A 12,471-nucleotide genomic window follows, 5' to 3' on the forward strand; every position below is an offset into this window, starting at 1 on the left:
CGTGGAGACCTCGATACCTTCATCTGATCCGCCTTGACTTCCGCTTCGTCTCCGCAGAAAGAGCGTCACCTGCTTGCGATCCCGAAGCGTGCATTCCACCCGAATGCGCGTTAACCGTTTGAAGTTACAAAGCTTCTCTTTCCGACGCCGAAACCGCTTCGCCCCTCGCACCGATCTTCCCTATATTGAGTTGATGCCCGACCCGATGCGCAGCTATCTCGACTTCGAAAAACCCGTCGCCGAGCTTGAATCCAAGATCGACGAGTTGCGTGCGCTTGCCGCGAGCGGCAGCGACATCGGCGACGAGGTCGCGCGGATCGAGGACAAGGCGGCGCAGGCGCTCACCGAGCTCTATTCCAATCTGACGCCGTGGCAGAAGACGCTCGTGGCGCGGCATCCGCAGCGGCCGCACTTCACCGATTTCATCGGCGGCCTGATCACCGAATTCACGCCGATGGCCGGCGACCGCAAATTCGCCGACGACGAGGCCCTGGTCGGCGGCTTCGGCCGCTTCCGCGGCGAGAGCATCTGTGTGGTCGGCCAGGAGAAGGGCGCCACCACCGAGAGCCGCATCAAGCACAATTTCGGCATGGCGCGCCCCGAAGGCTACCGCAAGGCAGTGCGCCTGATGGAAATGGCCGACCGGTTCGGCATCCCGGTGCTCTCGATCGTCGATTCCGCCGGCGCCTATCCCGGCATCGGCGCCGAGGAACGCGGCCAGGCCGAGGCGATCGCGCGCTCGACCGACGCCTGCCTGTCGCTCGGTGTGCCCAATGTCGCGATCGTCACCGGCGAAGGCATGTCGGGCGGCGCCATCGCCATCACCACGGCGAACCGCGTCCTGATGATGGAGCACGCGATCTACAGCGTGATCTCGCCGGAGGCGGCATCCTCGATCCTGTGGCGCGACGGCACCAAGGCGCAGGAAGCCGCCAACAGCATGAAGATCACCGCCCAGGACATGCTGCGCTTCGGCGTGATCGACCAGATCCTGAAGGAGCCCTCCGGCGGCGCTCATCGCGACCCCACCGCGATGATCGCGACCACGGGCGATGCCATCGCCCAGGCGCTCAACGACCTACGAAATCTTGATCCGGACGCGATTCGCAAACAGCGGCGCCAGAAATTCCTCGATATCGGCCGCAAGCTCGGCTGAGGCGCCCAAACGGCTCGATTTTTCGTCCAAATCAACCAATTTTGCCGTAATTGGGCCCCGAGCCGGGTCTTTAACATTCCTTGAACCATGCCTGCTACCGTGAGGGCTGTCCGCCCCGGTTCAGGTTGCGAGCAGGGGTCGTCGAAGGCTAATATTTTAGACAATGGCTTCAGGGCATATTCGCCGTGTTGGGGTCGCGAAAATCGCCCGGTGGGTGTGGAGCTCGGACTTGACTCATCGCACGCTCGTACGCGCGCTTCTGACCTCGGCGGTCCTCGCCGCAGGCGTCATGCTCGCCGGTTGTGACAGCGACCAGATCTCGCTCGCGCAGAACGCCAAGGCCAACCAGCCGGTCCCGCCAAAGCTCGTCGCTGCCATGACCGAAAAGGACATGGACATGCAGTCGCCGATCCTGGTGCGGCTGTTCAAGCAGGAGGCCGAGCTCGAGGTCTGGAAGCAAAACCGCTCCGGCCAGTTCGCGCTGCTCAAGACCTATCCAATCTGCCGCTGGTCGGGCGACCTCGGTCCGAAGGTCCGCGAAGGCGACCGCCAGGCGCCCGAAGGGTTCTACTCGATCAACCCGAGCCAGATGAACCCGCAATCGGCCTATTACCTGTCGTTCAACACCGGCTATCCCAACGCCTTCGACAAGGCGCTCGGCCGCACCGGCTCGCAGCTGATGGTGCACGGCGATTGCTCCTCGCGCGGCTGCTACGCGATGACGGACGAGCAGATCGCCGAAATCTACTCGCTCGGCCGCGAATCCTTCTTCGGCGGCCAGAAGGCGTTCCAGCTGCAGGCCTATCCGTTCCGGATGACGCCGGTGAACATGGCCAAGCACCGCAACAATCCGAACATGCCGTTCTGGAAGATGATCAAGGAAGGCTACGATCATTTCGAGGTGACGAAGCAGGAGCCGAAGGTCGACTTCTGCGAGAAGAAGTACGTGTTCGACGCGGTGAAGGCGCCGGGCGCGACACGCGATCCGGTGTTCGACGCCTCCGCGAAGTGCCCGGCCTATGTGATCCCCGAGGAGATCGCGAGCGCCGTGCACGAGAAGGAGCAGAAGGACGCCGCCGAGACCGCCAAGCTGGTGTCCAAGGGCACGCCCGTTGCGCGCCTCAACACCGGCATCGACGGCGGCATGAACGCGATCTTCGCCTCGAAGATTCCGGAAGGAAACACCGGCCTCTCCGAAGGCGGCGACAGCCAGGCGCTGGCATCGATGTCGCTGGCGCGCGCGCCCGGCACGATCCCCGGTACGGTCAATCCGCCGAAGCCCAATCTTGCGGTCCAGCAGGAGGAGCCGGTCGTGGCGACAACGTCGTCCACCACGTCGTCGGCCGGCACCCGCGTTGCCTCGGCGAACGCGTCCGACAAGTCCGCCTCCGACAAATCCACCTCTGACAAGTCCGAAGGCTTCTTCTCCAGCTTTGCCCGCAAGGTCGGGATCGGCGGCACCGCCGACGCCAGCAAGACGACCGCTCCACCGGCTCCGGCCGCTGCTGCCCCGGCCAAGCCGAAGGTCGCCGAGGCCAAGCCGCAATCGGTGGTTCGCGTCGCCCCCAAGGCTGAGCCGAAGCAAGCCGCCAAGCCCGCACCGAAGCCCGCAGTGACCACGGCCGCAGCCGCCGCACCGGCCCCGTCGTCGTCGACCCAACTCGCCGGCTCCGCGCCTGTGGTGCAGACCAACTCGTTCGACACCCGCTTCTCGGCGGTGAAGTAGGCGGGGCGCGTCTGCGCGAAGACAGCTCGCTGCCGCTCGTCGCAATGCTGCTGTAGCGCAAACTATTTCCAGCCGTCGTCCCTGCTTTCGCACTAGCGTGTCTACACGGTTTTGGGGCGCGACAGATTGACTCGGTGCAGCAAGAAGTGGCGTCTCTGCAGCATGTTGTATGATTCTCTCACTGGCGCTTTGATTCGAAGGAGCGCCAGCGATGCAGCCGGATTTGTCTTTGGGTGAGTTCGGGGACGTTCGTCTCGACAAAAGGGGGCGACGCTTCTGCGGGCTATGCTTTGCACGCGCAGCGTCTGCTTGCGCCAGATGGCCCGGGGCGATTGGGCTGCCAATATGGCGTTCTGGCGGTTTGTGAACAACCCCCAAGTCACGATCGATAAATTGATTGAGGGCTGGAGCGCGCAGACGCGGACTGCGGTCAGCGGGCGTCATGTGCTGGCGATCCAGGATACGAGCGAGGTCAAGTTCCAGACCCAGGCGGGACGGCGGCGCGGGCTGGGCAAAGTCGGCAAGGGCAATGCTCGCGGCGTGCTGTTGCATGCGATGATGGCGGTGGATGCCGACAGCGGGGTCTGTCTTGGCCTTACTGGCGGCAACGTTTGGACGCGCAAAGGCAAGGTAAAAATCCCGCATGAGCGGCGCGCCTTGGCCGACAAGGAGTCGGCGCGCTGGGTGACGGCCGCCGAGCAAGGCCGCGACGTCCTGGCAGATGCCCGCATGATCACCGTCGTCAACGACCGCGAGGGGGATTTCTTTGCTCACTGGGCGCTGACGCCAGCTGAGAATGTCCATCTTCTGTCGCGTGCCATGCACGACCATGCGCTGGTCGATGGCGGCACACTTTATCAGGCGGTCGAGCGGAGCCGCTTCTGCGACAACGCGGTGATCGATCTGCCGCAGCGAATGGATCGGCGCGGCCGGCAGGCCCATCTCTCGATGCGCTTCGGAACCGTCGTGCTCAAGCGGCCGCAGAGGCCCGGCGTCACCGACTTGGCGGAGGGCATCAAACTCAGCTTCGTAGAAGTGGTCGAGTTGCATCCGCCGAGAGGTGCGGAGCCCATTCGCTGGCTGCTCCTGACCACTCATCCGGTCGCCACCGTTAAAGACGCCTGGCAGATCGTCTCCTGGTACCGCCAGCGCTGGATCATTGAGCAACTCTTTCGCTCGCTGAAGAGCCAGGGTTTGCGCATCGAGGATAGTCAGATCGAGAGCGCCGAAGGCCTGATCAAGCTCGTGGCGGTCGCCACCAGAGCGGCATGTATCGTCATTCAACTCGTTCAGGCCCGCAACAGTGGCGAAGAATTGCCGGCTGAATTTGTCTTCACCGCAGAAGAGATCGAGACGCTCAGGGCCATCAACAAAACCATGAAAGGTCGCACCGAGCTTCAGAAAAACCACCATCGCCCCAACACTCTTGCTTGGGCGGCATGGGTCATCGCAAAACTCGGCGGATGGACCGGCTACGCCTCCCACCGTCCACCTGGACCAATCACCTTCCACACCGGAATGGCCCGCTTCCAAATCCTCGCAAATGGCCCGACAAACGTGTAGATGCACTAGGGCGAAAGCAGGGACCCATAACCACCGAACTTGATCGTGAATGGGATCGTGGCCCCAGCGTCGCGCAACAACTCTCATTTGGGCTAATGGGTCCTGGCTTTCGCCAGGACGACATTGAGTGTGTGGCGCGGTCTGTGAGTCACACCACAACGTTCTCGCGACATGATTTGTCCGAGCTTTGCTCTTCGTTCCGCCCTCTCCGTTGGCAGAGCGCGCAGGGAAAGCCGGGCGCCGATCGCACCCAAAGCGTCAGGCCTGCACGATTTCGCCGTCCGCGTTGCGTGCTTTCGTCAGCACCGCGCAGACGCCTCGTCGCCACCGCACCGCCACGCTCGCAGGTTCGAACACCACGCTCCGTCACCGTCGCATGCGCGTTGACCGTTACATTCCGTGGCTTTCGAAAACCTTCTTGCAGCTTCGGCTCAGGCTGGCCCGCTTCATCTGGAGACAGTTCTGCACGGCCCCGTCATTGCCGAGGTCCTTCCGGCAGAAGCGCTGTGCATCGCGCGTGCACGCGCTCTGTTCCGATGGCGTACCGGAATGCTGCGCCAACGCGGCACCGCTGCTCATCACGGCAGCAGCAACAAGAGCTGCAATCGAAATATAGCGCATTGTGACTTCCTCCCGCGGCCTAACGGGCAGCCGGGGCGCTTCGTTCCTTTGGGAACCCGGATTCCACCCTACTTCGGCCGCGGGTCCTCAAGCCCCTTGCCGGGATCTTCCAGATGCCCGGTGCGCGCGAGGTCGACGGCGGCGCCGAGCGCCAGCGCGACATTGCGCACCTGTTCCTGGAAGGCCCTGTCTTCGTCGAGATCGCGATGCGACATCGCGTAGGGCTTCATGTAGCCGACATAGCCGTCGATCTCAGCCCTGCCACCGGCCGAGATCAGCTCCATGTCGGTGAGCCAGTCCGCAAGAAAGCGACGGCACGTTTCCGCACCGACGCTGTCGCCGTGGACCACGATGCCGAAATGCCGGCCGCGCAGATGCTTGGGGTATGGCCAGCCCTTGAGTTCGAGCGCCTTGGCTTCGCTCGCGGTCTTGCCGTGGGTTGAGGTCGGATCGGGATTGCCGCCATCGGCGCAGACCAGGCGATCGATCATCGCCTTGAGTCCGGTCGGCGTCTGGTACCAGTTGACGGGCGAGATGATCATGATGCCATGCGCGCGCACCCACAGCGGATAGATCTCGTTCATCCAGTCGTCGGTTTGCCCGAGCGAGTAGTTTGGATAGCAGCTGCACGGCCAGTGGCAGAGTGCCATCGAGGTGGAGACGCAAGACTTGCAGGGGTGAATTTCCCTGCCGAACTCGGAGGTCAGCCGCGACAGATTGAGCACATCGACCGCGAGGCCCATCTCGCGAAAGGCGGCCTCGGCGATCTCGACCAAGCGCCAGCTTTTCGACATCTCGCCGGGACACGTATGTTCGCTGCGCGAGGAGCCGTTGATCAGCAGGATATGCGGCGCTTCGTTTGGATCGTCATGCCTGCGCTGCGCTTCATCGATGGCATCGCGCGCGGACAGCCAATCGACCGCGAGATCATAGTCGGGATCGGCAAAACCGGGGCCGGCCTTGCGGGTAACCGGCGCCTTGCGCGAATGACGATAGGCGTCCCAGGCACCGGCGATGATCGTCGCGAGCTCCGTCTGCATGGATTGAAAGACCGGATCGGCAAATCGCTTGCGGTAGCGCCGCTCGAATTCATCGCGCGAAAGCTTGACCGGCGGCATCCCCTTGCGAACGTCCGGCTCCGTCATCGACACCTCTCCCTGACTACAATCCATCGCCCGCCCTGCATCCCCATTGGCGCGCGAAGCCTCGGGATTGAGCCTTGGGATCGGGTCGAGACGGGCAAGAGTTCAAGAGCATCGATCTGCATTTGGTTCCTTGCACGCCGGTTAGGACCCATGCCGCGGCTGGCGCGTTGGATGGGAACCTGATCATGCATACGACAGCCCGAGTTCGCGCACGCCGCCATCGAGGCGCCCCCTTCCCGATCACCATTCGCCCGACCGCGGCGGACGCCATGATCGCGCGTGCGATCGCCCGCAACACCGCACCTGCGCCGGAAGAGATCGCCCGCACACTGACCTGGGGCGCTGACGAAAAGGTCCTGCTTGTGCTCGCCGCCGCAGGCTGGCTCGCCTCACGCGGGCGCGGCGCCTCGCTCGAGCGCGCCGGCAATCACGCGCTGCTGGTGACGGTCGCGCAGCATCGCTGCTGCCGCATGGCCTGAAGTTGCTGTTCAACCAGACTCGCCCGGATCGCCTGACCGTAGCCGGCCATGCCAACGGCATCCCGATCTCTGGCAGGCGCGACGACGCCTTCCCATCCGGCCACGCGCTGCATATGGGCGCGCTGGCGTCGGCGGCAGCGACATTGCCCGCCGGCGCGCGCCGCCCAATCCAGGCACTCGCGGTCGGCCTCTCGCTGACGCGCATTATGGTTCTCGCACACTGGACGAGCGACGTGATCGCGGGATTCGGGCTCGGAGCACTTCTCGAGCGGCTGCTGCGATTGTGGACCGGCTATCCCGGTGACGATCCACCGCGGGGCAAGGCGCGATGAGCGAATATGTCATCCGCTTTCTCGTGGGCGGGGCCGTGGTGTCGGCCTTCGCGATGCTGGGTGACGTGCTGCGTCCGAAGAGCTTCGCCGGGCTGTTCGGCGCGGCGCCGTCGGTTGCGCTCGCCACCCTCGGCATCGCCGTGTACCAGCACGGCACCGACTATGCCGGCCTGCAGAGCCGCGCGATGATGGCTGGCGCCGTTGCGCTTGCCATCTATAGCTTCGTGGTCTGCCAATTGCTGATTCGCGCGAGGCTCCGCGCGGTCCCCGCCACATTGCTGGCGCTGATCGTCTGGCTCGCGCTCGTGTTCGGCTTGCTGGGCGTTGCCGGAGGGCAGGCATGACACCGGTCCGCGTCTCGCTGTCCTCGCTCAGGGAAAGCCGCTGGACCGAATATCTGATCCGCTTCGTGCTCGGTGGCGGCGCCACCGTCCTGACCGGCGTGATCAGCAGCACTTGCGGCGCCTATGTCGGCGGCGCCTTTCTTGCACTCCCCGCCATCTTCTGCGCCAGCGCCACCCTGATCGAGAAGCATGAAATCCGCCGCAAGCGGAACGCCGGTCTCGACGGCACGTGGCGCGGGCAGCAGGCCGCGGCGCTCGATGCGGCGGGCGCAGCGCTCGGCGCGGTCGGCATGCTGGCATTTGCTGTCGTCTTCCTGCTGACGGTCGATCGCAGCGTGCCGGCCGCCTTCATCGCCGCATCGCTGGCCTGGCTGATCTGCTCGGTCGCGACCTGGTATGTGCGTCGCGAGATGCGATCGGCACGGCGGACGCCGGGAGACGGCGTGATCGGCCGCAAGGCCGATCGCCTGCCGCACTGAAGCCTGCTACGGCGCCAGATAGCGCAGCAGTTCGGGATCGCTCCGCACCTCGCTCGCGCCGCCCTGCAGCGCGACGCGGCCGCGGTCCAGCACATAGGCATAGTCGGCGACGCGCAGCGCGAGGTCGAGATGCTGCTCGACGATCACGACCGAGATGCTTTTGGCGAGCTCGATCAGCCGTTCGGTGATCTCCTCGATCACGCCGATCCAGACGCCTTCGGTCGGCTCGTCCAGCAGCAGCAGCTTCGGATTGCCGAGCATGGCGCGGCCGATCGCCAGCATCTTGCGCTCGCCGCCGGACAGCGTGCCGGCCGGCTGGTCGAGCCGCTGGCCGAGTTTCGGGAAGATCGTCAGCACGCGATCGACCGCGCTGGCATCGGAATTGAACAGCGACCCGACCGCGAGGTTGTCGCGCACCGACAGGCGGGCGAACACCGAATGCTCCTGCGGCACATAGCCGATGCCGGAGCGCACCCGCTCCTCGGTGCGGCGGCGGGTGATGTCGCGGCCGTCGAAGAACAACTCGCCCTGCGAGCTCGTGAGCTCGCCGACGATGGTCTTCATCAGCGTGGTCTTGCCGGCGCCGTTGCGGCCGAGCACGGCGACGCCGCCGCGCCAGGGAATGCCGATGTTGACATCGAACAGGACCTGGCTGCGGCCATAACCGGCATCGAGATGCCGGATATCGAGGAAGGTTTGCTCAGGCACGGCGAAGATAGATCTCCTGGACGCTTTTGTTGGCCTGGATTTCCGCGACCGTTCCCGAGGCCAGCACCTTGCCCTGGTCGAGCACGGTGAGGCGGTCGCAGATGTCGCGGATGAAATCGAGGTCGTGTTCGACGATGACGAGCGAGCAATGCTGCTTGATCGGCTGCAACAGCTCGCCGGTGACGCGGCGCTCCTCGAGGCTCATGCCGCCGGTCGGCTCGTCCAGCAGCAACAGCCGTGGCTTGCCGGCGAGCGCCATCGCGATCTCGAGCCATTGCTGCTGGCCGTGCGACAGCGCCGCGGCGGCATCATGCGCGCGATCGGCGAGCCGGAACTGGGTCAGCATCGTCATCACCTGATCGTGCAGCTTCTTGCGGGTGCGCGACAGCACCAGGTCGAACAGCGAGCAGTGCGCCTGCAGCGCCAGCAGGATGTTGTCATACAGCGTCAGCGTCGGCAGCACCGAGGTGATCTGGAACTTCAGGCTCATGCCGGCGCGGGCGCGCTCGGTCGGCGTGAACGCCGTGATGTCGGTGTTGATGAAGCTGACCTTGCCGGTGGTCGGCACCTCGGCGCCGGCGACGCATTTCATCAGCGTGCTCTTGCCCGAGCCGTTCGGGCCGATCAGGCCGTGGAACTCGTTCTCGCCGACGGTCAGCGCCGCACCGTCGAGCGCGGTCAGCTTGCCGAACACTTTGCTGATGCCTTGCGCCTCAAGGAGCGGCATTGCCGGTCTCCTTCGGGGCTTTGCCGAAACTGCCGACCCGCTCGCGCTCGCCGAGCACGAAGGAGATCAGCCCGAGCGGCCGGAACATGATGACGAGCAGCAGCAGCACGCCGAGGATGATCGGCCAGACGTCGCGGTAATTGTCCGACAGCCAGAAGCTGACGCCCTCGATGATCACGGTGCCGATCACGGCGCCGATCAGCGTGCCGGAGCCGCCGAACAGGACGTAGAGCACGACCTGGGTCGAGAACACGACGCCCAGCATGTTGGGCCAGACGAAGCCCTCGTGGAAGGCATAGAGGCTGCCGGCGAGACCGGCGATGGTGCCGCCGACCGCGAAGATGATCGCCTTCAGGTGCTGCGCCTTGTAGCCGAAGAAGGCGATGCGCTGCTCGTTCTCGCGCAGCCCCGCGAGCGCGAGGCCAAATTGCGAGCGCACCAGGAAGCGGCAGAGCAGATAAACGACCACGAGGATGCCGAGCACCATGTAGTAGTAGATCGGCCCCTCCTCGAACTCGTAGCTGCCGAGGGTGAGCGGCGGGATCGACGGGATGCCGTTCTGGCCGCCGAGATAATACCAGCCGCGCGCCAGCCGGTCCGCGGCATAGGAGCCGGTGAGGGTGCCGAGCGAGACGAAGATCACGCTCGAGGGATAACGCCCGAGCAGCAGGAAGCCGCCGAGCAGCAGCGACGCAGTGAGCCCGATCAGCGTGCCGGCAGGCAGGATCAGGAGGATCGAGGTGACATTGAGATCGCGTGCCAAGAGCGCCACGCCGTAGCCGGCGGCGCCGAAGAACAGCGCCTGGCCGAAGCTCATGATGCCGGCATAGCCCCACACCAGGTCGAACGACAGGGCGAACAACGCGAGGATCACCACGCGGGTGGCGAACACCGTCAGATAGTCCTGCAGCACCCATGGCAGGACCAGTGCGATCAGCAGCACCAGCCCTTCCACGATCGGCAGGACCTTCCATCCTGCCGATACCCGTCCCGCCGGCGCGCTTGCGGCCGGTGCACCCTCGCCCGTCACGACATCTGGTTCCTCACCGACGCGTGCGACAGCCTCTCTTGCTCCAACCATGGATCGCTCAGCATTCCTTGGGATCAACGAGACCGTCGCTGCGCGCGACGATCTCATAGTTCCCGCCTTTGGCAACAGCGGTGTACATCTTCATCTTGCAATGACGCTTGCCCGGCACCATCTCCGCCGGTCCGCCCGGCCCTTCGGCGATCTTGGCGTGGTCGAGCGCGGCCGCAACGGAGTCGCGGTCGACCTTGCCGGCCTCCTTGACCGCCGCCTCCCACAGCTTGAGGCCGCGATAGGTTCCGGTGGCGGCGCTGCCGGCCGCGAACAGGAAGTTGCCGGGGAAATCCTTCTCATAGGCTGCCTGGAGCTTGGCGTCGAACGGATCCTCCTTGGTCAGCACCTTGAAATAGTCGAGGCAGCTCGCAAGGCCCTCGATCTCGTTGGCCTGATTGATGTTGAGCGTGTTCTCGTCATAGTAGACGCAGGCGAGCCGCCCGCCGTTCTTGAGGAAGCCGGCTTCATAGAGCTGCTTGAAGAACGGACCGACGCCGGGCGGGATCACGGTGTTGAAGACGACGTCGACCTTGTTGGAGATGACGCGGTTGACGGTGGCCGAGAAGTCGACCTGGTCGAGCGGGTAGTATTCCTCGAACACCACCTCGCCGCCGCTCGACTCGATCACCTTGCGGGCGTAGACGTTGAGCGTGTGCGGCCAGACATAGTTGGCGCTCGGCAGCGCGAACTTCTTGCCGCCGTTCTTGATCAGCCAGGGAATGAAGGTGTCGCATTGCTGCGCCGGGGTCGGTCCGGTGCAGAACAGATAGGGCGTGCACTCCTTGCCCTCGTAAAGCTGCGGGATAGATGTAGAGCGTCTTGCCGCGCGCCACGATCGGATCCTTGATCGCGTTGCGCATCGACGAGGTGATGCCGCCCAGCACCATGTCGACCTTGTCGCGCTGGATCAGCTTGCGGACATTGCCGACCGCGACCGATTCGTTCGAGGCGGTGTCCTCGATATAGAGCTCGAGCGGCCGGCCGAGCAGGCCGCCGCCGGCGTTGATCTCCTTGATCACCATCTTGGCGACGTTGGCGTCGGCGTTGCCGGCATAGGCGATCGGGCCGGTCAGGTCGGTCGCGATGCCGACCTTGATCGGTCCCTCGGCGGCGTTGGCCCAGTCGGGCCTGACCACCCAGCTGCCGACCCCGGTCGCGAGCGCGCCGGTCGCGAAAGCGAAATTGCTCATGAAGCGGCGGCGCGTGAGATTGGTGCGATCGAACATCTGACTAAACCCCTTTTCCCGATATGAGGCCCTGCGGGCGGAATTTGATGAAGGCAATTGCGAGCACGAAGACCAGGACGTCGGCGACGACAGGAGACATCACCCATGGCAGCGCCGCGCTGAGCGTGCCGATCACACCGGCGCCGGCGACCGGACCGATGAAGGAGCCGACCCCGCCGACCATCACGGCAACGAAGCCCTGGATCAGGAAGCGGATGCCGAGGTCGGCGAACAGGCTGAACACCGGCACGATCAGCGCGCCGGCAAGTCCGGCCAGCGCCGCGCCGAACGCGAAGGTCGCCCCGTAGATCAGGGGGGTCGAGATGCCCGACGCGCGCGCCAGCGCCGGATTCTCCAGCGTGGCGCGGACCCGAAGCCCGAACGAGGTGCGCGCCAGCAAGAGATAGCAGCCACCCATCACCAGCAGCGTGATCACGATGATGGTGAAGCGCCAGGCCGAGATGTGGACCGAGCCGAGGTCGATCGAGCCGCCGATCGGCTCCGGCACCGTGAGATAGAAGCCGCCGATCAAGCCGCGCACGCTCTCGCGGATGATCAGCCCGAGCGCATAGGTGCCGAGCATCGCCACGATCGGCGCGGCGTAGAACCGCCGGATGATCAGCGCCTCCAGCACGAAGCCGATCGCGCCGACCACGAAGGGCGCCGCGACCATGCCGGCCCAGACCGGTGCGCCATGGGCGTAGGCCAGATAGGTGACATAGGCCCCGAGCAGGACGAACTCGCCCTGCGCGAAGTTGAAGATGCCCATCATGCTGGCGATGATGCCGAGCCCGAGCACCACCAGCACGATAATCGCGCCGAAGCTCACGATCTCGAACGCCGCGGCAAAAGTGCTAGCCATGGCGTTCGATCCGGCGTTCGAT

At 64.9% G+C, this 12,471-nt stretch carries 12 protein-coding genes and 2 pseudogenes; 6 read left to right on the plus strand and 8 right to left on the minus strand.

Going from position 1 to position 12,471, the window contains the following annotated elements; genetic code table 11:
* Positions 1-193 precede the first annotated feature (193 nt).
* From ACVIYL_RS06715 to ACVIYL_RS06725, 3 genes are all read left to right on the plus strand, one after another.
* A complete protein-coding gene (locus tag ACVIYL_RS06715; protein ID WP_456778058.1) occupies positions 194-1,156 on the plus strand; it encodes an acetyl-CoA carboxylase carboxyltransferase subunit alpha in 963 nt (320 codons plus the stop codon).
* A gap of 229 nt (positions 1,157-1,385) precedes the next feature.
* Positions 1,386-2,882 carry a L,D-transpeptidase family protein gene (locus ACVIYL_RS06720; protein WP_456778059.1) on the plus strand — a complete coding sequence of 499 codons (1,497 nt, stop codon included), beginning with the start codon at positions 1,386-1,388 and terminating at the stop codon, positions 2,880-2,882.
* Positions 2,883-3,200: 318 nt separating this feature from the next.
* Complete coding sequence (locus ACVIYL_RS06725) at positions 3,201-4,445, plus strand: IS4 family transposase (RefSeq protein ID WP_456781787.1); 1,245 nt, start codon at positions 3,201-3,203, stop codon at positions 4,443-4,445.
* 390 nt (positions 4,446-4,835) lie between these two features.
* On the opposite strand, the gene ACVIYL_RS06730 is transcribed toward ACVIYL_RS06725, so the two are convergent.
* Positions 4,836-5,066, minus strand: a complete 231-nt coding sequence (locus ACVIYL_RS06730) for a hypothetical protein (protein ID WP_028337297.1) — start codon at positions 5,064-5,066, stop codon at positions 4,836-4,838.
* Between the two features lie 68 nt (positions 5,067-5,134).
* A complete protein-coding gene (locus tag ACVIYL_RS06735) occupies positions 5,135-6,211 on the minus strand; it encodes a flavodoxin family protein (protein WP_456778060.1) in 1,077 nt (358 codons plus the stop codon).
* A 185-nt stretch (positions 6,212-6,396) separates the two neighbouring features.
* On the opposite strand from ACVIYL_RS06735, the pseudogene ACVIYL_RS06740 reads away from it, so the two are divergent.
* The 3 genes and pseudogenes from ACVIYL_RS06740 (at position 6,397) to ACVIYL_RS06750 (ending at position 7,845) form a co-directional block, all read left to right on the plus strand.
* Positions 6,397-7,022, plus strand: a pseudogene (locus ACVIYL_RS06740) (phosphatase PAP2 family protein).
* Positions 7,019-7,366 carry a DUF3147 family protein gene (locus tag ACVIYL_RS06745; protein WP_456778061.1) on the plus strand — a complete coding sequence of 116 codons (348 nt, stop codon included), beginning with the start codon at positions 7,019-7,021 and terminating at the stop codon, positions 7,364-7,366. The pseudogene ACVIYL_RS06740 and the gene ACVIYL_RS06745 overlap by 4 nt, the downstream one beginning before the upstream one ends.
* Positions 7,363-7,845 (plus strand): DUF3147 family protein, encoded by a 483-nt coding sequence (locus ACVIYL_RS06750; protein ID WP_456778062.1) that lies wholly within the window; start codon positions 7,363-7,365, stop codon positions 7,843-7,845. The genes ACVIYL_RS06745 and ACVIYL_RS06750 overlap by 4 nt, the downstream gene beginning before the upstream one ends.
* A gap of 6 nt (positions 7,846-7,851) precedes the next feature.
* Here the strand turns inward: ACVIYL_RS06750 and ACVIYL_RS06755 are convergent, their stop codons facing one another.
* The 6 genes and pseudogenes from ACVIYL_RS06755 to ACVIYL_RS06780 all read right to left on the minus strand — a co-directional run bounded on the left by ACVIYL_RS06755 (position 7,852) and on the right by ACVIYL_RS06780 (position 12,449).
* Positions 7,852-8,553, minus strand: a complete 702-nt coding sequence (locus ACVIYL_RS06755; protein ID WP_253606059.1) for a branched-chain amino acid ABC transporter ATP-binding protein — start codon at positions 8,551-8,553, stop codon at positions 7,852-7,854.
* Positions 8,546-9,280 (minus strand): ABC transporter ATP-binding protein, encoded by a 735-nt coding sequence (locus tag ACVIYL_RS06760; RefSeq protein ID WP_028343255.1) that lies wholly within the window; start codon positions 9,278-9,280, stop codon positions 8,546-8,548. Before ACVIYL_RS06760 ends, ACVIYL_RS06755 begins: the two co-directional genes overlap by 8 nt.
* Positions 9,267-10,361, minus strand: coding sequence for a branched-chain amino acid ABC transporter permease (locus ACVIYL_RS06765; RefSeq protein WP_253588262.1), 1,095 nt, complete (start codon positions 10,359-10,361; stop codon positions 9,267-9,269). Before ACVIYL_RS06765 ends, ACVIYL_RS06760 begins: the two co-directional genes overlap by 14 nt.
* Positions 10,362-10,368: 7 nt before the next feature.
* Complete coding sequence (locus tag ACVIYL_RS06770; RefSeq protein ID WP_456781788.1) at positions 10,369-11,202, minus strand: ABC transporter substrate-binding protein; 834 nt, start codon at positions 11,200-11,202, stop codon at positions 10,369-10,371.
* A pseudogene (locus ACVIYL_RS06775) lies at positions 11,150-11,587 on the minus strand (ABC transporter substrate-binding protein); the annotation flags it as partial. The gene ACVIYL_RS06770 and the pseudogene ACVIYL_RS06775, both read right to left, overlap by 53 nt.
* A gap of 4 nt (positions 11,588-11,591) precedes the next feature.
* Complete coding sequence (locus ACVIYL_RS06780) at positions 11,592-12,449, minus strand: branched-chain amino acid ABC transporter permease (RefSeq protein ID WP_028337306.1); 858 nt, start codon at positions 12,447-12,449, stop codon at positions 11,592-11,594.
* Positions 12,450-12,471 lie beyond the last annotated feature (22 nt).

The sequence above is a fragment of the Bradyrhizobium sp. USDA 3315 genome (assembly GCF_054056795.1).

Coding starts and splice junctions, on each gene's coding strand:
- ACVIYL_RS06765 (WP_253588262.1), bottom strand. CDS start 10,361: ATGGTTGGAGCAAGAGAGGCTGTCGCACGCGTCGGTGAGGAACCAGAT.
- ACVIYL_RS06745 (WP_456778061.1), top strand. CDS start 7,019: ATGAGCGAATATGTCATCCGCTTTCTCGTGGGCGGGGCCGTGGTGTCG.
- ACVIYL_RS06730 (WP_028337297.1), bottom strand. CDS start 5,066: ATGCGCTATATTTCGATTGCAGCTCTTGTTGCTGCTGCCGTGATGAGC.
- ACVIYL_RS06735 (WP_456778060.1), bottom strand. CDS start 6,211: ATGACGGAGCCGGACGTTCGCAAGGGGATGCCGCCGGTCAAGCTTTCG.
- ACVIYL_RS06715 (WP_456778058.1), top strand. CDS start 194: ATGCCCGACCCGATGCGCAGCTATCTCGACTTCGAAAAACCCGTCGCC.
- ACVIYL_RS06725 (WP_456781787.1), top strand. CDS start 3,201: ATGGCCCGGGGCGATTGGGCTGCCAATATGGCGTTCTGGCGGTTTGTG.
- ACVIYL_RS06760 (WP_028343255.1), bottom strand. CDS start 9,280: ATGCCGCTCCTTGAGGCGCAAGGCATCAGCAAAGTGTTCGGCAAGCTG.
- ACVIYL_RS06780 (WP_028337306.1), bottom strand. CDS start 12,449: ATGGCTAGCACTTTTGCCGCGGCGTTCGAGATCGTGAGCTTCGGCGCG.
- ACVIYL_RS06750 (WP_456778062.1), top strand. CDS start 7,363: ATGACACCGGTCCGCGTCTCGCTGTCCTCGCTCAGGGAAAGCCGCTGG.